Annotated in this window: 14 protein-coding genes and 1 tRNA gene; 5 read left to right on the top strand and 10 right to left on the bottom strand. The window is 54.3% G+C overall.

Annotated elements, in window-relative coordinates; all coding sequences use genetic code 11:
* Nucleotides 1-41: 41 nt before the first annotated feature.
* Nucleotides 42-1628, bottom strand: a complete 1587-nt coding sequence (gene nadB, locus IK012_RS03555) for an L-aspartate oxidase (RefSeq protein ID WP_290950590.1) — start codon at nucleotides 1626-1628, stop codon at nucleotides 42-44.
* 146 nt (nucleotides 1629-1774) lie between these two features.
* Here nadB and IK012_RS03550 point away from each other — a divergent pair, with 146 nt between their 5' ends.
* From IK012_RS03550 to IK012_RS03540, 3 genes are all read left to right on the top strand, one after another.
* Complete coding sequence (locus tag IK012_RS03550) at nucleotides 1775-3718, top strand: peptidylprolyl isomerase (RefSeq protein WP_290950587.1); 1944 nt, start codon at nucleotides 1775-1777, stop codon at nucleotides 3716-3718.
* 39 nt (nucleotides 3719-3757) lie between these two features.
* Nucleotides 3758-3830, top strand: a tRNA-Glu gene (locus tag IK012_RS03545).
* Between the two features lie 136 nt (nucleotides 3831-3966).
* Nucleotides 3967-5976 (top strand): FISUMP domain-containing protein, encoded by a 2010-nt coding sequence (locus tag IK012_RS03540; protein ID WP_290950584.1) that lies wholly within the window; start codon nucleotides 3967-3969, stop codon nucleotides 5974-5976.
* A 3-nt stretch (nucleotides 5977-5979) separates the two neighbouring features.
* Here the strand turns inward: IK012_RS03540 and ligA are convergent, their stop codons facing one another.
* From ligA to floA, 4 genes are all read right to left on the bottom strand, one after another.
* Nucleotides 5980-8172 (bottom strand): NAD-dependent DNA ligase LigA, encoded by a 2193-nt coding sequence (gene ligA, locus IK012_RS03535; RefSeq protein WP_290950581.1) that lies wholly within the window; start codon nucleotides 8170-8172, stop codon nucleotides 5980-5982.
* Between the two features lie 46 nt (nucleotides 8173-8218).
* Nucleotides 8219-8611 (bottom strand): hypothetical protein, encoded by a 393-nt coding sequence (locus IK012_RS03530; protein ID WP_290950578.1) that lies wholly within the window; start codon nucleotides 8609-8611, stop codon nucleotides 8219-8221.
* Nucleotides 8612-8767: 156 nt separating this feature from the next.
* Nucleotides 8768-9583: a hypothetical protein gene (locus IK012_RS03525; RefSeq protein ID WP_290950575.1), complete on the bottom strand. Its 816-nt coding sequence runs from the start codon at nucleotides 9581-9583 to the stop codon at nucleotides 8768-8770.
* Between the two features lie 3 nt (nucleotides 9584-9586).
* Nucleotides 9587-10558 (bottom strand): flotillin-like protein FloA, encoded by a 972-nt coding sequence (gene floA, locus IK012_RS03520; protein ID WP_290950572.1) that lies wholly within the window; start codon nucleotides 10556-10558, stop codon nucleotides 9587-9589.
* A gap of 247 nt (nucleotides 10559-10805) precedes the next feature.
* Here floA and IK012_RS03515 point away from each other — a divergent pair, with 247 nt between their 5' ends.
* On the top strand, nucleotides 10806-11936 hold the full coding sequence (locus IK012_RS03515; RefSeq protein WP_290950569.1) for a matrixin family metalloprotease: 1131 nt from the start codon (nucleotides 10806-10808) through the stop codon (nucleotides 11934-11936).
* Between the two features lie 5 nt (nucleotides 11937-11941).
* Here the strand turns inward: IK012_RS03515 and IK012_RS03510 are convergent, their stop codons facing one another.
* The 5 genes from IK012_RS03510 to IK012_RS03490 form a co-directional block, all read right to left on the bottom strand.
* On the bottom strand, nucleotides 11942-13573 hold the full coding sequence (locus IK012_RS03510; protein WP_290950566.1) for an ATP-dependent Clp protease proteolytic subunit: 1632 nt from the start codon (nucleotides 13571-13573) through the stop codon (nucleotides 11942-11944).
* Nucleotides 13574-13614: 41 nt separating this feature from the next.
* Nucleotides 13615-14904, bottom strand: coding sequence for a hypothetical protein (locus IK012_RS03505; RefSeq protein WP_290950563.1), 1290 nt, complete (start codon nucleotides 14902-14904; stop codon nucleotides 13615-13617).
* Between the two features lie 171 nt (nucleotides 14905-15075).
* A complete protein-coding gene (gene mqnE, locus IK012_RS03500) occupies nucleotides 15076-16116 on the bottom strand; it encodes an aminofutalosine synthase MqnE (protein ID WP_290950561.1) in 1041 nt (346 codons plus the stop codon).
* A gap of 42 nt (nucleotides 16117-16158) precedes the next feature.
* The gene (locus IK012_RS03495; protein WP_290950558.1) at nucleotides 16159-16848 is read right to left on the bottom strand and encodes an NAD-dependent deacylase; all 690 of its coding nucleotides are present in this window, start codon (nucleotides 16846-16848) and stop codon (nucleotides 16159-16161) included.
* Between the two features lie 75 nt (nucleotides 16849-16923).
* Nucleotides 16924-18297 (bottom strand): M20/M25/M40 family metallo-hydrolase, encoded by a 1374-nt coding sequence (locus IK012_RS03490; RefSeq protein ID WP_290950555.1) that lies wholly within the window; start codon nucleotides 18295-18297, stop codon nucleotides 16924-16926.
* 35 nt (nucleotides 18298-18332) lie between these two features.
* Here IK012_RS03490 and IK012_RS03485 point away from each other — a divergent pair, with 35 nt between their 5' ends.
* Nucleotides 18333-19508: a dihydroorotate oxidase gene (locus IK012_RS03485; RefSeq protein ID WP_290950553.1), complete on the top strand. Its 1176-nt coding sequence runs from the start codon at nucleotides 18333-18335 to the stop codon at nucleotides 19506-19508.
* Nucleotides 19509-19519: the final 11 nt, after the last annotated feature.

Below are 19519 nucleotides of genomic sequence, written 5' to 3'. Positions count from 1 at the left end.
AACTAATAACCAGAGACCAACAACCAATAACTAGCGACCAATTACTTGTTTTTCCCATCCAGATAGATGGTATGGTGCTTCGTCTTCGGGTCCAGATTCGGGTAGTCGAGAATGTAGTGCAGCCCGCGGGATTCCTTGCGGTGGAGGGCCGCGATGAGAATCATCTTGGAAACCTGCAGCGCGTTCAGGAACTCGATGAAGTGGAAGTTCTCCGTTTCCTTGTTCTTGATGGCGGCCTGCACGTCGCTTTCGAGACCTTCGATAACCTTGAGGCCCTGGTTCAGGCCCGCGACCGTGCGCACGATTCCGCAGTGCGTCCACATCATGTCTTGCAGGATTTTCTTGCGCTTGCGCCAGTAGGCGGCCTTCGTGAAGGTGACGCGTTCCGTCTTGCTTGCCTTCGAAGTGCTAATCTTGTCTTTCAGGAGCCCGCTGTCGCAGATGTTGTCTACGGCGCGGATGGCGAAAACGACGCTTTCCAGGAGGGAGTTGCTGGCCAGGCGGTTTGCACCGTGGACGCCTGTCGCGGCGACTTCGCCGCAGGCGTACAGGCCGTTAATCTCGGTTCTGGACCAGGTGTCGACCAGTACGCCACCGCACATGTAATGTGCGGCAGGCACCACGGGAATCCATTCCTTCGTGATGTCGATACCTGCGTCGAGGCACTTCGCGTAGATGTTCGGGAAGTGGCTCTTGATATCCTTCGGGGTACGGCCCGAGAGGTCGATGAACATGTTCGGCTTGCCGAGGCGCTGCATTTCGCTGTGTATGGCGCGGGCCACGATGTCGCGGGGCGCGAGCGAGTGCAACGGGTGCACCTGGTTCATGAATTCTTCGCCCTTGTCGTTCTTGAGGATGCCGCCGAAACCGCGTACCGCTTCCGAGATCAGGAACGGCTTCTTGAGGCTCGGTGCGTAGAGACTGGTCGGGTGGAACTGCATGAACTCGATATCCTGGAGGGCAGCCCCTGCGCGTGCCGCAATCGCCATGCCGTCACCGCAGCTGTCGTGCGGGCAGACGGTGTACTGCCAGATGCGCCCGGCACCGCCGGTAGAGAGGATGGAGGCCTTCGCATAGAGGTTCTCGACCAGGCCGGTTTTCTGGTGGATGATCTTTGCGCCCACGCAGCGCTTCGCCTTGCCTTCGCCCTTGCAGATGAGGTCCTTGATGTAGCAGTTCTCTATATAATGGATGTTCTTGTGCTTGTGCAGTTCGCACAGCAGCGCACGCATGATTTCCTTGCCGGTGAGGTCGGCCGCATGCAGGATGCGGTGGTGGCTGTGGCCGCCTTCGAGGTGCAGGTCGAACTGGGTCTTGTCGACGGGCGAGGGAGTGAACTGCACGCCCCACTTGACGAGCTGCCTGATGGTGTCGGGGCCGCTCTTGGTGAGGATGTTCACCGGTTCCTTTTTGCAGAGGCCGGCGCCAGCTTCGAGCGTGTCGTCGATATGGAACTTGAACTTGTCTGTTTTTTCGGTGACGGTGGCTATGCCGCCCTGAGCGTAGTTGGAGGATCCGTCGGGCTTCGCGCCCTTGGTGAGGATGACTACTGAGAGGCCTTTTTCGGCGGCGTGTATGGCTGCACTTAGGCCGGAAATTCCTGCACCGAGGACCAAAATATCGTACATGCGATGTCTCCGTTGAGAAACTTTTATTTTTGAATGACCAATAGATAGAAAAAAAGCGCTATTTCGGCATTATTTCAATTCAAAATAAATGGTTTTGGAATTTATTGCTAAATTTTGCTCCGACAAATTTTAATGGAGTCTACTCTATGTTAACGTGGATAAATGAAAAGGCCAAGTGGGTTATTGTTATTTTCGCGGCAGGTATTGTCGTGGGCCTGTTGGCAATGGACCGTGTTCCGAAGGGTGCGCAGAGTTATCCTGTCGGTGTCGTGAACGACCGCAAGATTTCGTACTCGGAATTTGATTCTCGTTTCAAAATGGTGCAACAGAACCAGTTCCAGAATCAGCGCCTTGAAGACGAGCAGTATGCACAGCTTCGCAACGACATTTTCCGTTCTTTCGTCCGCCAGATTCTTCTGGACGAACAGATCGAAAAGGCCGGACTGGCAGCCTCGGTCGCCGAACTCAAGTCCGAATTCAAGAACAATTTCGAAGTCGTCCGCGCTCGCGTGATTCAGGAAGCCCAGTACAGGCTCAGCGTAATCCAGCAGCAGGCCTCTTCCCAGGAAGAACTGATGCAGCGTAGCCAGGCCTACATCGCAGGCCTCCCGAAGTTCGTCACCGATACGACAGCAACTAAGGAAGACTTCGAAGCTTGGCTCGAAACGCCGGAAGCCTTCAAATGGAGCATGATGCTTCAGCTTGAAGAAGAAATGAAGAACAATAATATTCCGGTCAAGCAACTTCAGATGCTGGTTGGTGCGGGTGTCCACCCGACGACCCTCGAAGCCAAGTGGGCTATCGACCGCCGCCTGACTGATTTCGACATCGATGTCGCTTTCGCTTCCAACAACGATTTCGCCGTGGCCGAAGACGTGGTTGATACCGCGATGGTCAAGGGTTACTTCAATGCCCACAGCGACAGCTTCTTTGTGGAAAACGATGCCGCCAAGTTCCAGTATGTGTCTATCCCTGTCGCCGCTACCGCCGCCGATGACGAGCGCGTTCGCGAATATGCGATGACCATCTACTTCCAGCTCGCCGATACGTCTTCTACGGCCACCTTCGAAGAAATGGCCCGTATCTCTTCTGAAGACCCGAGCAGCGCCGAAAACGGCGGTGTGCTTCCGCAGCCTGCCGGCCTGGGCGTGTACGTTCCTGAATTCGAAAAGGCTGCCCTCGCTCTCGATTCCGGTGCAGTTTCCGAACCGGTCAAGACGCAGTATGGCTACCACATCATCAAGTGCTTTGGCAAGTCCACCGATTCTACCGGCAAGGTTACCGCCGACGTCGGTCACATCCTGCTTGTGGTCAACGCTTCTTCCGAAACGATTGACAGCCTCGAAAAGATCCTTACGGGCATCAAGAACGATGTCGCTGCCGGCAAGGATTTTGCTGCTGCCGCCAAGGAAAAGAACCTCGAAGTCAAGGAATCCGGATGGGTTGACCGCAACGGCTCTATCGCCGATCTCGGTTACCTGAAGGGCCTTACCTCCTTCGCATGGCCCAACGAAAACCTTCCTGAAGAAGCTGGCAACGTTTCTCCGGTGCTCCGCAATGCGAAGTTCGTCGTGCTCGCCAACAAGGTCAAGGAACTCAAGGCCGGCGACCGCGATTTCGATATGTACTTCGAATCCATCAAGACCGCTCTGAGGGCCAAGAAGTCTGCGAATGCCGCAGGCATCTACCTGAACTCCGTTGCAGACAAGGTCAAGGCTTGGAAGGCTCCGGTAGAGGGTGATTCCACTGCCACTCCGGTTACTGTCGAAAAGGTCACCATTCAGAACATGAAGGCTTCCGCCGAAGGTTACGTGAATGGCTTCGGTTACGGCAGCTCTGCTTTGTACAAGGTTCTCAACGGCCAGAAGGTCGGCGAATGGGGCCCCGTCATCGAGACCGATAATGGTGCCGTGATGGTGCGCGTGAACAACAAGATTGTTGCTGACGATGCGGCTATCGAAACCGCTGTGAAGCAGGAAGTCGAAAGCGCTGGTCGCTTTGCTTCGATGACAATGTTCAACGGATTCATCAGCAATATCGAAAAGTCGACTCCGGTTGAAAGCAATCTCGACCTGTTCTACAGGGATTGACGAAACTAGCGGGCTTTGCTATATTTGAGCCCGCTTGACGCCCCCATCGTCTAGTGGCCCAGGACTCGGGATTCTCATTCCCGCAACAGCGGTTCGAGTCCGCTTGGGGGTACTAAAAGGAACTCACCTAACGGTGGGTTCTTTTTTTTGCAGTTTGGAATACCTTTTTGGGAATATCGCTTGTCCGTTTTTTTGAAAATGGAATTATTTTATTTACTATGATGCGATATTTTCCCTTTTTTTTAGTAATGGTTTTCTCGGCCTCGGTGGCTTTTGCCGAGGTCAATCCGATGCCGGACCTGGTTGATTCGCGCGATAAACAGGTCTACAAGACGGTACAGATTGGCGACCAGCGCTGGATGGCGGAGAACCTGCGGTTTAATTTGAAGGGGACGCTCTGCTATAACAAGCAGGAGTCCAACTGCCGTGAATACGGCCGCCTCTACACGTGGGCTGCGGCCATGAGGCTTGTGGACTACTACAATTCGACTTCCATAACCAAACTCAAGAAGCGCGTGCACGATGTTTGCCCGGCGGGCTGGCATATCCCGAGCAACAAGGAATGGAAGAAAATGAAGTATTTCGTCGGCAAGAAGGGCCGGAGCGACGGTGTGGGCATCAGCCTCAAGTCGAAGGAAGGCTGGGACCGCGAACTGAGATTGCCGGCGGGAAGCGACGAATTCGGGTTTAATGCGTTGCCTGCGGGCGAAAAGCATTATGTCGGTGAATTTATGGACAAGGGGGCTTCGACCCAGTTCTGGGCTTCGAACGAGTTTGATGCCTATGGCGCATACTTCTGGCGCCTTGCTTACGATTCGAGAACATTGGACAAGGTGTACGACGCGAAGGACAATGCCGTCTCGGTGCGTTGCGTAGAAGACAAACTGTACGAAATCAAGGAACCGCCTCCGCCGCCTGTTGTCGTAAAGCCGGAACTCATGAAGGTGCAGAACAACGATATTCTCGCAATTCATATTGGCGATCAGGTCTGGATGGCGAAAAACCTGGATGTGGATGTGCCGGGCAGTTTCTGCTATAAAGGCTTGCCTTTGAATTGCGCAAAGTATGGGCGCCTCTACACGTGGACTGCCGCCATGAAATTCTCGAAGAACTTGGAGGAAAAGCCGGCGCGTGATTCCATAAAGCGCGTCCATCGCGGTGTATGCCCCGTGGGCTGGCACCTGCCGAGCATTTACGATTTCGAACGCTTGAGTGCCTACCTGCAAGATATAGACGATGCAGTCGCCGTAGGTACGAACTTGAAAACGCGTGGCATATGGATCGAAACGGAAAATTCCATGCCGGGTGAAAATGGTTTCGGCTTCAACGCCTTGCCGAGCGGCTACCTGATTCCGAGAGCGGGCTATACGGGAATGGATTCCTCGTCCGGGTTCTGGAGCACTGCCGAAGTCGATTCCCAGACGGTGATGTATTGGTCGTTGCGTTACGACAACGATGACTTCTTCCGCGACAGTACGGCCAAGTCGGCGGCATTCCCGGTGCGCTGCCTGATGGACCCGCCCGGAGATGACGAAATCTATGACAGTGCCGCTATTGCCGATGTGCGCGACGAGAACCGATACAAGACGGTCGAAATCGGCGGTGTCCGCTGGATGGCGGAGAACCTGCGCTTTGCGGCTCCCGGCAGCTTCTGCTATGAGAACAAGGACATCCGCTGCCGCAATTACGGGAGGCTCTACCCGTGGCATGTGGCGATGAGATTGCCGGAAGATTTCATCGCGAATCCCGTGGAAGGCGCCGTGCAGGAAGAGCACCAGGGCGTGTGCCCCGATGGATGGCATATCCCATCGCGTAACGACTGGAGAACGCTTATGGCGGCGGTCCAGAGAATGGGCAAGGGTAGCGTGGCTTCTGCCTTGAAGACGCGTGAAGGCTGGAATCGCGGGGGCGCGCCGATTACGGAAGCGTCCGGGTTCAATGCGATACCTTCGGGCGTGCGTTACAACGATGGCGAATTCATGGATCTGGGTTCTAGCACGTATTTCTGGGAAACAACCGGCGGATATGATGGAACGGGCGCCGGATACTGGAACCTCATCAATGCGCGTGACGAGGTGATGCAGGCCGAAGATTTCGACAATATGGCCATTTCGGTGCGCTGCGTGAAGAATACGGCTCCACCGAAGAAGGCTGAAGGTGCGGCAAATGCGGAAGGCGCTTTAAAAGCGTTGAGTGCCACTCCAGATAGCGCCGCACCGGCTGGGACTGCGCCGGCACAAACTGCGCCGGCCCCCTAAGGTCTAGAATAAACTGATTTGTCCGTTCGCGTCGGTTTTGCCGGCGCGATTCTTTGTTTCGCTACTCGCGTCGCTCTTGTCGCTGGCGGGGGATGTTGCGGGCGTCTCGTTGCCCTCATTTGCATTGTCTCCCGAATCGCTGCCCGCGTTCGCGATCTGCTCCAAAAGCCACGCTTCGTCGTGCACGGGAATGCCGAGCTCGTTCGCCTTCGTGAGCTTGCTTCCGGCGGCTTCACCGGCCAAGACCCAGCTCGTCTTCTTGCTTACGGAACCCGATACCTTGCCGCCGTTTTCTTCGATGAGCTTGCGGGCTTCGTCGCGGTCCATGTTCGGGAGCGTTCCCGTAATGACTGCGGTCTGCCCTTGGAACAGCGTCTTCACGACGCCCTTGAATTCGGTGGGGCACCCGAGTTCTACGAGTTCGTCGATTTCCTGCGTGTAGCGTTCCGTGTGGAAAAAGTCGTAAACGGATTTTCCGATGCGTTCGCCCACGTCATTCACGTTTTGCAAATCTTCGACGGTCGCCGTGCGGATTTTATCCAGCGTGCGGAAGTGTTTGGCGAGGTTTCTCGCGCTGGTGCGGCCCACGAAGCGGATGCCGAGGCCGTGCAGCAGGTTTTCGAGGCTCTTTTCCTTGGAGGCGGCGATGGCGTCGTACACGTTCTTTGCGCTCTTCTTGGCCATGCGTTCCTGCGATTCCAGGTCCTCGATGGTGAGGCGGTACAGGTCGGGAATGCGCTTGATTTTACCCGTGGCGATGAGGCTTGCGATAAGGGCAGGGCCGAGATTTTCGATGTTCATGGCCTCGCGGCTCACGAAATGCTCGAACAGGCATTGTACCTGCGCTTGGCAGTGCATGTTTTCGCAGCGGAGGATGACTTCACCGTCGATGTGGGTGAGCGGCTCTCCGCATACGGGGCATTTTTCAGGGGCGGTCACGGGGACGGCCCCGGCCGGGCGAAGTTCCTTTTTTACGTCGGTAATCTTCGGGATGATTTCGCCGCCCTTCTCGACGCCGACGGTGTCGCCGAAGTGGAGATCCAGGCGGGCGACTTCGTCGAAGTTGTGGAGGGTGGCGCGCTTGACGGTGGTGCCTGCGAGGCGCACGGGTGCAAGGTTCGCCACGGGCGTGACCGCACCGGTGCGACCGACCTGAAATTCCACGGAAAGGAGCGGCGTGTAGGCGCGCTCGGCCTTGAACTTGTAGGCGATAGCCCAGCGCGGGCTCTTGCTCGTGGTACCGAGTTCCCGTTGCATGGCGAGGTCGTTGAGTTTCACGACCATGCCGTCAATTTCGAAGGGAAGGCTGTCGCGGCTCGCACCGATGTCTTCGGAAATCTTCATGATTTCGTCGACGGAATCCGCCTTCCAGAAGTCGTTCGTGTGGAACCCGAGCTTTTTCAGCTGTTTCAGGTTCTCTTCGTGTGTCGCGTTGTTGCTCTGCGGAATGTGGTAGGCGAAGAAGCGCATCGGGCGCGTCTTGCATTCGGCGACGCTCTTGAGCTTGAGCGAACCCGAGACGGTGTTGCGCGGGTTCTGGAAAATCTTCTTGCCTTCCAAGACGAACTGCTCGTTCAATCGCTCGAAAGCCTCGCGTTCCATGTACACTTCGCCGCGGACTTCAAAAGTTCCCTGCGGGATCTCGCTCGGGTCGATTTTCAGCTTCTTCGCGTCGAGCGTTTCGGGAATGTCCGCGATTGTGAGCGCGTTCAGGGTCACATCATCTCCCTGCACGCCGTCGCCGCGGGTAGCCGCCTGTTTCAAGCGCCCATTCTCATATACGATGGAGAGACTTACCCCGTCTATTTTCCTCTCGCAAATCCATTTCTTGGCCGCGCGGTTTTCTCCGGCGCCTCTCAATGCCGATGCGTCTATTTCCGCAATTCCGTCCTCGGCCGCCTTCACGAATTCCGCCATTTCTTCGGCGCTGTACACGTTCGCGATGCTGAGCATCGGCACGGCATGCGTGACCTTCGCAAAGTCGTTCGTGAGGTCGCTGCCCACGCGCTGGGTCAGGGAATCCTTGCCGCGCAGTTCCGGATACTTCGCCTCGAGAGCTTCCATCTCCTTGAGCCCGAAGTCGAAATCCTGGTCGCTCATGGGGGAGAAGCCGTCTTTGTAGTAAAGGCGGCTAGCTTCTTCGAGTTGTTTTTTTAGTTCAAAATAGCGGGTAAGGTCAAAATCTTTCTGGTCCATCGCTATCAAAATAGAAAATATGCGTGAACGCTACAGAGTCTGACGCCTAATCGTAGCACGAGACCGTGCCGTCTATCTTGAGAGTGCTCATTTCGCACGTTTCTGCAATATTTCGGGCTGTACGGAGCGATTCGTTCCATTGCGAGATGTACTCGTTGGAGTTTTCTCCGTATTGCTCCTTTACACGATTGGCCAGGACGAGTTGGTCTACGATTTTCTGTTCGCATTCCGAATAGTACGGGTTGCTTTCATGTTGCAACTGGAATTCTAGGCCATGGCAGGAGTGTTCGACATCGTCGGGGGAACCGTAGGTGCACGAGAATGCCTGCAATGCGAATGAAGATGTGATGATGCTGGCCAGCCTGTAACGCCTGCTCCAGAAAACTGCGCTCAGGAAAGCGAGTATTTTACCGAGAATTTTGCGAAAAAAATTGCGCATTTGAAACCTCCTTCTTTCTTAGAAAGGTAATATATAATTTTTATTGACAGAAAGTTCTTTGGTTTCAAATAATTTATCTTCAGTTCAGAAAATGTTTCATATGAAGATAAAAAAGCCTCCCTGCGGGGGAGGCTTCGATGTGGAAAAATGCTGTACCTAGCGGTATTGCATGCTCCAGCGGCGCTTGAATCGGGGCTCGTCCAAGACTTTCGCCCAGATGAATCCCTTGCGCACGTCGGCGATGTTCCTTGTGGAAACAAGCGGAGCGCGCCGCGCGACAACAACCGTTCCGTCGTCCGAAGCGTTTGGATCTTCGATCGCGTCAATATCGGAAGAAGAGGCCGCAGATTCGCGTGCCGATCTGGCGCGGTCTTCTAGTTCGTTCAGCTTGCGCTGGCGTTCCAGTTCCTGGTGGAGACCGTCGTCTTCCTCGGTTTCGGCTTCTTCGAGTATCTGCTCCTGCGAGGGTTTATCGTGATTGAGGAGATTGTTCAACTCGATGAGGTCGTGCACCAGCACGTCGTACTCGCCGTCACCCATGTCGCGCCCGATAATACGGTACTTCTGGAGTTCAGCGAGCATCGTAATAGCTTCTCCCTCCGTCAGGTCGAATTGGTCTTTCAGAAATTCCATATCGACGACGTCGAGTTCGATTACCTCTTCTGCGATATCGCGGAAGGTTAACGGTTCGTCACTATACTGCGGCTGCGGTGCCGGCGGTGTGGGCGGCTCGATGTTTCCCTGCTCGGCTTCGTTCTGTGCATTTTCGAACTGGCGAATCAAATCCTGCAAGGAACGCGGAGGTGCAAACTGCGGCTCCGATTCCTGGGACTCGATTTCGCTTTCGTCTTCATCTGCATCGTTGCTCGGCTGGTACTGCGGCATCTGTTGCTGCTTTTTCCTGTTCGCAGCAACCTTCTTGATGACAACATCAAGAAGCCAGACGCCGATGAGTATGAGTAAGCCTTCCATTTACTACTTCGCTTCCGGAGCAGCTCCGATTTCCTTGCGCATCTGCGTGTCGGCTTCGATATTCTTGAGGTTGTAGTAGTCCATCACGCCGAGCTTGCCGTCGCGCAGTGCGGATGCCATGGCCATCGGAATCTGGGCTTCGGCTTCGACGAGCTTGGCTTTCATTTCCATGACCTTCGCCTTCATTTCCTGTTCGGCGGCATAAGCCATGGCGCGGCGTTCTTCTGCCTTTGCCTGTGCAATCTTCTTGTCGGCTTCGGCACGGTCGGTCTCGAGGATAGCACCGATGTTCTGGCCCACATCCACGTCGGCGATGTCGATGGAAAGGATTTCGAATGCGGTACCGGCATCGAGGCCGGAGGCGAGCACCTTCTTGGAAATCATGTTCGGGTTCTCGAGCACGTCCTTGTGGCTCTTCGCAGAACCGATGGAAGACACGATGCCTTCACCCACACGGGCAATCACGGTATCTTCGCCGGCGCCACCGACGAGCTTCTGGATGCTGGCGCGCACGGTAATACGGGTCACGGCATGCAGCTGGATACCGTCGAGGGCCACGGCGGAAACCTTCGGGGTCGTGATGACCTTCGGGTTCACGGACATCTGCACGGCTTCGAGCACGTTACGGCCGGCGAGGTCGATGGCGGCGGCTTCCTTGAAGTCGAGCTTGATGTTCGCCTTGTTTGCGGCGATGAGGGCCTGGATCACGCGGAGCACGTTACCGCGGGAAAGGTAGTGGGCTTCGAGCAGGTTCGTGTCGACGGGAAGGCCGGCCTTGCAGCTCAAAATGCGGGCTTCCACAATCACCTGGGGCGGCACCTTACGCAGGCGCATTCCGATGAGCTGGAAAATGCTCACGTTCGCCCTGGAGAACAATGCCTGCAGCCAGAGGCTGAAGAACTTGCCTACGAAGGCGAGCAGGATGATGACGGCAATCGCCGCGATAATGATTCCAACGATGAGAAGAGTATCCATTAGTTTTCTCCAATTTGAAATAACCTAAACTAATATACTTTTTTTTCAGAAAAAAGACCGGTTTTTGGGTCTTTTTGGAAAGCCTTTTCGGAAAATTTCCGATTTCCCGTATTTTGTGTGGAATTAGAGATTATATTGGAAAGGGTATATAGGTATTAACCGCCAAAAAAGGAAAAAAATGCGACAAAAATTGAATTTTGTACTGTTGCTGTTCGCATTTTCCCTTTTTGCGTCCGGATGTTCGCGTGTGATTTCTAATCCATGCGTTTCGGGAGATGGTGATTGTACCGAATTGGACTACGAGGTCGGCTTTACCCATTCTTATGTTGACGGTGGCTGGACATTTAAGGAATGGAAATATGTTCCTTATTTCTTCGAGGACATGTTTGATTCTGTCGAATACGAACCCGAAGTCCGGGATTCGTTCGAAATCCGGTGGGGAAAGTATCTTTATCTAAATAAAATTCTTCCGGCTTCCGACAGTATTTATTTCCATTTTGAAAATTCGAAGTCGAATCGTTATGTCTTCAGTATGGACAAGAACGGGAATGCTCCGCCGATACTCAAGGTATCTACGTTTTCCGCAAGTATAGAATGTTTTGTCAAGGGTATCGAAAAAGAGGGGCGGTGGTACTATCCGATAGACATGGATGAAATCAATCCGGGAGAATGGTTTACCGCGCTTGCTCTGTACAATAGCGACACTTCCGCATATACGGGGAAGGTGAAAAACGTATCGGTTTTTGACAGCGATAAGGTGTGGCCACTTGATTTTGATGTGAACCTTGTCGTTGTTGGGAAGTTCATGGGTACAAGTGACAAGGCTTCCATAGAAGAAGTCTCCGAAAGGATTTTAGCGCGCTTGAATCAGGCCCTCAATCCGGGCGGGATTCATGCCCGCAATATCAATATCCTGTATGCAAAGGACCACCCGACTGTTGGCAAGAACTTCGCGAAAGACGAGCCCTACATTGTGCCTCATGCGAGTTCGAACGATGACGACCCGCTGTTTGAATTGGGACATTGGCCCGGTCACGAGGGAGAGATGATGCTGGTTCTGGGATACTATATTGTAAATGAGAACGAATCGTCCTTGGGCTTTTCTCCCAAGCCGGGAACGATTTATTATGACGGATCGGAATGGGGGGCCAGTCATGTGACTCTGGCGACTCATTATGAGTCCGGCAAATTTACGCTGTCATCGCAGACAATAGGCAATGTCGCCATACATGAATTGGGCCATTTCTTTGGGCTGGATCATACGATGGAATTGGGTGACATTATGTATCCGCAGCAGTCCGATGAAACTAATGTGACATTTACTCCGCAGCAGATGGATGTCATCCGCATGTACCTATCGACAAACCCGCACAAGTAGGGCGGTTATTCGTTTGCTGCGCCCACCCAGATATGGCCTTCCTGTACGGATTCTACCTTTACGGGGGTGTTCGCCTCGATAATCTCGCCGTGTGTCTGCACGTCGAACAGCTTGGTTGAACCGTCGGGCATGGTGAAGCTCGCCTGGCCTACGGGGCGGAGGAAGGTCTTTGCAAGTCCTACATCGCCGACATTGACTTCCTGCACGGCTTCAGTGGGGGAGGCCGCAGTCTCGAGGTCCTCCTTGAGCATGGGAGTCCAGCCTTCGGGGAGAAGCGGAATCAGGTACTTGCTTGCGGCAATCGGAAATACGAGCGCAATCGCCGCGCAGCATAGCATGTATAGCAGGCCGAATAGCCATGGGGTAGCGTCGAACGAGGTCTCGACAGTTTCGGGCACGAACTCAGGCATCTCCGCCGGCGAGAACGACATCGCAAGCGCGATTATCATGCAGATGATGCCGCCGATGCCAAACAGGAATGTCCCGGGCATGACGAATATTTCGACGAGGAAAAGCACTACGCCCGCGACGAGGAGGATTGCGGGAATGTAGCCGTCGAGTTGCGGGGCGAACTGCCCGAGGAACACGATGGCGACGAGAATGATGCCGATAATGCCGAACAGCCCGAAGCCGGGTGTCTTGAACTCGATGTAGAGGGCTCCGAAACCGAGAATCAGCAAGATGCCCGAAATGGCCGCGATAGCGGAGGCGATGTCTTCGCCAAGCGTGGTTTCGACTTCGCGCGCATTCTCGATGGCGAGCGTCGTTTCGAATTCGCTGCGGTCCTTGAACGTTCCCTTGGAGAACCCGAGTTCCATGGCTTCCTTGTCGGTCATGGTCAAGAGTTCGCCTTTCTTCACGAGAATTTTCGGTGCGCCCCAGAACTTCTTTTCGGCGCTGTCGAGGACGGCGTACTTTTGCCCCTCGATAATCAACGTCGTGTCGCGTTCCGTCTTCTTGCCCTTGTCGAGTTTGGCGGTGAGTTCGAGGACTTCGAGTTCCGGAGTCACGAACGAGGAACTCAGGAGCTCGGGATAGCCGTTACGCTGGGCGAGGTTCCTGAACTTGGCGCGGAGCGGGGATTGAATCTTTTCGCCGACGATTTGCGGTGTGCCGTCGCCGCCCTGCACGATGGGGGCGCAGTCGCCGATGGTGGTCGCTTCGAGCATGTAGAGCTTTTTGCAGGCGAGAGCGATGAGGCTACCTGCACTGATGGCCTTCTTCTTCACGAGGGCGATAGTCTCGGGGCCCTTGACCGCCATGATGGTATCGACCAGGTCGAAGGCGGCGTCGAGGCGTCCTCCGAAGGTGTTGATTTCGAATACGATGTAATCCGGATTTTCCTTGAGGGCGTCGGCGATGGCGCGGGCGCAGAAGTCGTACATGGAGGGTTCCACGTCGCCTTCCAGCTTGATCCAGACGGCACGTTTTTTGCCGGTTGTTATTTTGGAGGCAGCTGCGCTATCGGTAGAATTCAAGGCGCTGGAATCGGCCGTTGCCGCAATGGTGGAATTGTCTGTGACGGCAAGGTCGTTGAGCTTGTCGAAACGATTGACGGAGGAATCCTGCGTTATGTTGGCGAAGGAAAACGCTACAAACAGCAGGAGTACGGATAAAATACGGGTATACAATTTCATACTCTCAATATATGAAGATTTCGGCAAAAAAACAAATCACTCTACCAGAAATGGACGCCTATGCCCGCAAAGAACCAGTTGCCCCATTTTTTTTCTTTTGTTCGATCGTCTTCTGCGATTGCGTTTTCTGTCGTTTTTTCGGAGGTGTAATAGATTCCCATATAGCGGAACTTAAGGGATAGGTATGTCCCATCATGGAATTCGCTTCCGAGGGTTTTTGACATCCAGAATCGGAAATCTGCTTGTAAGCCCGTCGTGAAAAATTCGTATCCGCCGATAAAGGGTTGGATTTTAAACCATTTGTTTTCGAACGCATCAAAACCGGCCGTAACGAAGAAATTGTCAAGATTATTGGCCTCAATTCTTGAACCGTCTCTTGTTCTATATGAGTTATTGTCATATATATACGACGGAGTGAGGATGAATCGTGAGTATTGTAAGGGAATGCCGACTACAAGAGCCGCTGAACTTCCTATAAAGGCTTCAAGTCCCAAGCCACCGGTATAAAGTTTGTCTAAATAGTAATTCCTGTACCGCTTGTAACCTTCTACGTGTTTATTGAGGCTCGTTATTTTCTGGTATATCCAGTCGGAATACTCCGATTCCGGATACTTCTTGTAGAACGCTCGCATTTTTTCGAACAGCGACAATACGCCAACCGTGTCCATTTCTTGATGATAATTCACCCAATCTTCTGTTCGTACTGCAACAATATTGGCAAGGCTGTCTGTACTGATGCCATTGAATACGGTGCTGAGATATATCCATTGACCCTTATCCGAAAATTCATAATAGGGGAGCAAATCCGCAAGGATAGAAGCGAGATCTTTATATTCCTGCTTTAAGTTCGCTTGTGCCGCTTCGGTCATGTATTTTTTTGCTTTTTTGAGTCTCTCTCTGCGGTCTCGGTCGTATGGACGGTCTCTGTAATGGGCGGCAAATCGTGTCTCATTTCTGAGATAATGGAATAGGGAATCGTTGGCAAAGGAATAACGGACTTTCTTGTCCTTTTTCATAAGGATGTTTGCAAGCTGCGGGACTGCCAAGTCGTAACGCCCCATTATCAAGTTGATTTGGAGAATTTCCAGACTGTCTATCGCCGATTCTGGAATCTTTTCGTACGACAGAACGTGAAGGGCGCTGTCGACCTTGGTCGTATTGCCCGTCTTTAAGGCCTGCAGCAAGTCTTCGCGCGTGTTCAGCTCGCTCTGCATTTCGGCAGGGTTCACTTTCATTTTGTTGAAATTGACTTTTTCGGAACCGATGCCTTGGGCAAGCGAAAACGCTGCGAGAATCAAGATGGCTGATAAAATTCGGGTACACGACATCATTCTCTCAATATATGAAGATCAGAGAGAAAGGGGTGTGCAATGTGCAATATTCCTGATAAAATAACCGAAAAAGGGTATGGGGGGAACGATTTTCATTAAGAAAAAAATGCATCTGGGAAAGGAAGGTTTTAGGAGGGGCGGAGCCTCTCCTAGTCTAAAGAACGATTTTCGTTAAGAAAATTGTTCATATAAAGCGTCGCGTTCGACGGGGACTAGGCCTTCGTTTACAATAAGCGACTTCATGCGATCGGGGCTCATGCCCACGGGCACGGTGGCGCCGGCGGCGTGCGTAATTTTTTCCTCGATAATTGTTCCGTCCAGGTCGGAGGCTCCGGAATGGAGCGCCTTCATGGCGGTCTCGATGCCCATCTGAATCCAGTAGGCCTTGATATGCGGGAAGTTGTCGAGGAATAGCCTTGCGACAGCGACCGTGCGCAGAATGTCTTCTTCGCTCGTGATGTTCGGGACAATCTTGTGCAGTGCGTTGTGTTCCGGATGGTACACGAGCGGGATGAACGCGAAGAATCCGGGCGCTTCATCTTGCAAGTCGCGCAGCATCTTCATATGGGCGATGCGGTCCTCGGGCTTTTCGATATGCCCGAAGAGCATGGTGGCGTTCGTCGGGATTCCGAGCTTGTGCGCGGCGCGGTGCACTTCGAGCCATTCCTCTCCAGTTTCCTTGCCGGGGCAAATCTGGTCGCGCACGCTCTGCACGAGGATTTCGGCGCCGCCTCCGGGGAGGGCGTCCAGGCCCGCGTCCTTGAGGGTCGCCATGATCTGGTCGGGCGTCTGTCCGGAAATTTTTGCGAAGTGGCAAATCTCGACCGCGGTAAACGCCTTCAGGTTTACCTTCGGGAATTCCCCACGGAGCTTTCGCAGCATGTCGATGTAATAGTCAAAAGGATGGTCGGGGTGGAGCCCGCCTACAATGTGCAACTCGCGTGCGCCTCCGGCAATTGCTTCGGCTGCCTTGTTCCGGATGGTATCGTAATCCCAGTCGTATGCGGTGGGGCTGTCCTTCTTGATTTTCGAGAAGGCGCAGAACTTGCAGTGCAATACGCACACGTTCGTGTAGTTAATTTGGCGGTTGTTTACCCAGTATACGGACTTGCCGTGCAGGCGTTCTTTTTCGGCGTTCGCGCGTGCGCAGAGTTCGTCGAGCGGGGCGTTTAAAAACAGGTCAAGGGCTTCGGATTCGCTGATTCGCGGCATTTTGTACAAATTAATCATGTTGCGCATCGGCTGCGCATTTCTTTACTCAAACTTTTCGCACCACTTGGGCACGATTTCGGTCGCCTTGCCCTGAATGAACACGTCGGTATCCGGGTCGTGGGCGGGAATCTCGAGGTTGAGGCAGGTTACCTTCGCGCCGAAGCGCTTGGCGTAATTCTTGAAACCGGCCGCGGGGTAGACCACGCTGCTGGTACCGATATACACGAACTCGTCGCAGTCACGCAGGGCGTCCTGTATCTGGTCCATGTAGAGCGGGACTTCCTCGAAGAAAACGATATCGGGGCGCGTACCTGCACCGCAGAACGGACACTTGGTTTCGGGAGTTTCCTCGCCGTCGAACATGAATTCATGTTCAGGGTCCTGTATGCAGCGGAGTTTCATCAGGTCGCCATGCATATGGAGTACGCGCTTGCTGCCGGCCCGCTCATGCAGGTCGTCAACGTTCTGGGTCACGAGCAAAAAGCGGTCGCCCAGGCGCTTTTCGAGTTCGGCGAGCGCGAGGTGGGCGGCATTCGGCTTGTGCTCGGGGAGGCCCTTGCGCAAGAAGTTGTAGAAATCCATCACGCGCTTCGGGTCGCGACGGAGGGCACCGGGCGTGCAGACGTCCTCGATGTTCTCGTGCTCCCACATCCCGTCGTTTCCGCGGAATGTGCGAAGTCCGGATTCGGCGCTGATTCCTGCGCCCGTCAGTACAACCAGTTTCTTATCCATACCTTCTCAATATAGCATATGCTTTGTACGGAAAGTTCTGCCTATAGCGGTTAAGCGTGCATTTTTTGGGTGTTTTTAGGCCAGCGAGATGAAAAATAGTGTTTCTGCGGTGATTCCTGCCTCGAAATCGGGCAAATAGAGGCTCTCGTTTTCGCCGTGGGCCGCACATTCCGGGTCTTCGAGGCCGGTGAGCAGGATAGGAATGTCCCCGAAGGTCTTGCGGAAGAGCTCCGCGCCGGGGATGCTGGCCCCGCAGCCGATGAATTTCGGCTCGGTCCTGTAGGCTTCCTTCATGGCGTCGCTCATCTTCTTGAAGAAGGGGTGGGCGATGTCAGTCACGAACGGGTTCGCGCCGTCTTCGACGTCGATTGAAATTTCGAGTCCGTTCGGCGTGTTTTGGCGCAGGAAGTTCACTAGCATGTCGGTGCAGGCGCCGGCATTCATGCCGGGGGCCAGCCGGATGCCGATTCTCGCGTAGGCGCAATCCTGGAGAACGTTGCCCGCATTCGTCCGGCTGCCCACTTCCATCGTGGTCACCACGATGGAAGGCCTGCGCCAGAGCGATTCGAGGATTTCTTCGTCGGGAACGGTAAGGCTTACTTTGTTCAAGACACCGCTTTCTTCGCGGAACTTGGCTTCCCCGTATCCGAGGCTGCGGTACGACTGCAGTTCTTCTTCGGTGGGGGGCACGAGCCCGTCTTCGAAATGCGGAATGGCGATGTTCCCGCGTTCGTCGGTAAGCGATGCAATCATGCGGCAGAGCGCCTGTGCGGGGTCGGGAATCGGGCCCGACCAGCTACCGGAATGGAGCGGCGTTTTGGTGCTGCGGAGCGTGACGTTCACGGCGCTCATTCCGCGGAGTGTCGTCGTGATGGAGGGGACTCCCTTTGCAAAGTTCCCGAGGTCGGCGACGATCACCGCGTCGCACTTGAGGAGTTCCGCGTGCTTTGCGAGGATTTCTTCGAACCCGGCGCTGCCGGATTCCTCTTCGCCTTCGATGATGAATTTCAGGTTCGGTCCCTTGTCCCCGAGCAGCTCGCGCACTTGCTGCGCTGCGGCGATATGCGTGATGATGCCCGCCTTGTCGTCGGCGGTTCCGCGTCCGTAGAGCCTGTCGCCGCGGACTTCGGGTTCGAACGGTGCGCTCTTCCACAGGGCCTCGCGCATCGGGGGCTGCACGTCGTGGTGGGCGTAGAGCAGGATGGTCGGCTTGTCGGCACCGGTTAGGCTCTCGGCGTAGACCGTGGGCCTTCCGCTCGGCGGAAGCAGGAACTGGATGTTGGTGAAGCCCGCTTCGGCAAACATGGCCTTTACGGCTTCTGCGCTGTCCATCACGAACTTCTGGTCAAAATTGTCAAAACTGATGGAAGGGATGCGGACTAGCTGTTTCAGGGCTTCGATGTATTTGGGAAAATTCTCGTGGATTCTGTTTTCTACGTTGCGGTTCATTATCTTGACCTCTTTTTTTTTGTAATTTAAATAATATGGGAAATGATTGTATCAACCACGAATATTATTTGCGCTTTAGCGACAAGGTTCTTGCCCTTATCCGCCGGATCTTCCACAATTCGCCGGAGTTCCGCCATGATTCGTTCAAGTATGTAGCGCGCTTCGCGCCGTTCATTCCGTTCATGGGCGGGCGTCCGGATTTGACCAAGCCGCTGCGCCGAGTCATCACTTTTTCGGACCACAGCAATTCGCTTTACCTGGGCTGTCCCATTATCTTGGCCGCGGGTGCGAACAAGACGGCGGAACGCATCAAGGATTATGCGAACGTCGGGTTCGGCGGCATTACCGTAGGGACTGCGACTCGCCATTTCCGCGAAGGCAACACGCATAGGCCCCGCATAGGATTTTTGGAAGAAGACCGTGCCATCCACAACAGCATGGGCCTCAACAACGAGGGTGTCGATGTCATCGCGAAGCGCGTGGATGCGCAGCTCGTGAAGGCGCACAAGGCCGGACTCTGCGTCGGCATTTCTGTCGCCGAGACGCCGGGGCTTGTTGACCCCGAAGAAAAACTGAAGGATATCATCGAAAGTTTTTCGATTGCCTACCGCGCGGCGGACTACATCGAAATCAACGTGAGCTGCCCCAATACGGGCGAGTCCCGCGTCGATTTGGATATGAGTTTCTCGGAACGCATCTTTACCGAAATCATGAACTTCCGCAATGGGCTTGGACTGCGCAAGGCCGTATACGCGAAACTCAGCCCCGACCTTTCGGAACGCCACCTGATATCCATCATGGATATGCTCGTGCGCACCGGAGTGAATGGCGTGGTAATCGGGAATACATACCCGACCGCGAAATTGAGCGAACTGCCCGTGAACGCGAAGTTCGAAGACCTGACGCCGCTTCGTGCCGACGGAGACTGCGGTGGAATGTCGGGCCGTCCGCTGTTCGAGAACATGGTGTGGAACGTGAAGTACATTCGCGAACACTACCCGCAGATGAGCATCATCGCTTGTGGTGGCATAGACCATGGCTACAAGGTTTATGACCTCATCAAGATGGGTGTAGATGCCGTGCAGTGCTATTCCGTGGTCGCCTTCCGCTGGATGGCGGCGCATGCCATGCGCAATGAACTCATGGATGCGATGCTGAATGACGGATACAAGTCGCTCGGCGAGTACGACGACCGCAATCCGAAGAAGTAGCGTGTTTGGGA

Origin of the sequence: Fibrobacter sp. (assembly GCF_017551775.1) — a bacterium.
Classification (GTDB): Bacteria; Fibrobacterota; Fibrobacteria; order Fibrobacterales; family Fibrobacteraceae; genus Fibrobacter.
Note: the sequence above shows the minus strand (reverse complement) of the source record. Positions and strands in the feature narration are given on the sequence as shown.

What these genes read in the sequence shown, in the direction of transcription:
- nadB (WP_290950590.1), bottom strand. Translation starts at nt 1,628, where the DNA reads ATGTACGATATTTTGGTCCTCGGTGCAGGAATTTCCGGCCTAAGTGCA.
- IK012_RS03550 (WP_290950587.1), top strand. Translation starts at nt 1,775, where the DNA reads ATGTTAACGTGGATAAATGAAAAGGCCAAGTGGGTTATTGTTATTTTC.
- IK012_RS03540 (WP_290950584.1), top strand. Translation starts at nt 3,967, where the DNA reads ATGGTTTTCTCGGCCTCGGTGGCTTTTGCCGAGGTCAATCCGATGCCG.
- ligA (WP_290950581.1), bottom strand. Translation starts at nt 8,172, where the DNA reads ATGGACCAGAAAGATTTTGACCTTACCCGCTATTTTGAACTAAAAAAA.
- IK012_RS03530 (WP_290950578.1), bottom strand. Translation starts at nt 8,611, where the DNA reads ATGCGCAATTTTTTTCGCAAAATTCTCGGTAAAATACTCGCTTTCCTG.
- IK012_RS03525 (WP_290950575.1), bottom strand. Translation starts at nt 9,583, where the DNA reads ATGGAAGGCTTACTCATACTCATCGGCGTCTGGCTTCTTGATGTTGTC.
- floA (WP_290950572.1), bottom strand. Translation starts at nt 10,558, where the DNA reads ATGGATACTCTTCTCATCGTTGGAATCATTATCGCGGCGATTGCCGTC.
- IK012_RS03510 (WP_290950566.1), bottom strand. Translation starts at nt 13,573, where the DNA reads ATGAAATTGTATACCCGTATTTTATCCGTACTCCTGCTGTTTGTAGCG.
- IK012_RS03505 (WP_290950563.1), bottom strand. Translation starts at nt 14,904, where the DNA reads ATGATGTCGTGTACCCGAATTTTATCAGCCATCTTGATTCTCGCAGCG.
- mqnE (WP_290950561.1), bottom strand. Translation starts at nt 16,116, where the DNA reads ATGCCGCGAATCAGCGAATCCGAAGCCCTTGACCTGTTTTTAAACGCC.
- IK012_RS03495 (WP_290950558.1), bottom strand. Translation starts at nt 16,848, where the DNA reads ATGGATAAGAAACTGGTTGTACTGACGGGCGCAGGAATCAGCGCCGAA.
- IK012_RS03490 (WP_290950555.1), bottom strand. Translation starts at nt 18,297, where the DNA reads ATGAACCGCAACGTAGAAAACAGAATCCACGAGAATTTTCCCAAATAC.
- IK012_RS03485 (WP_290950553.1), top strand. Translation starts at nt 18,333, where the DNA reads ATGGGAAATGATTGTATCAACCACGAATATTATTTGCGCTTTAGCGAC.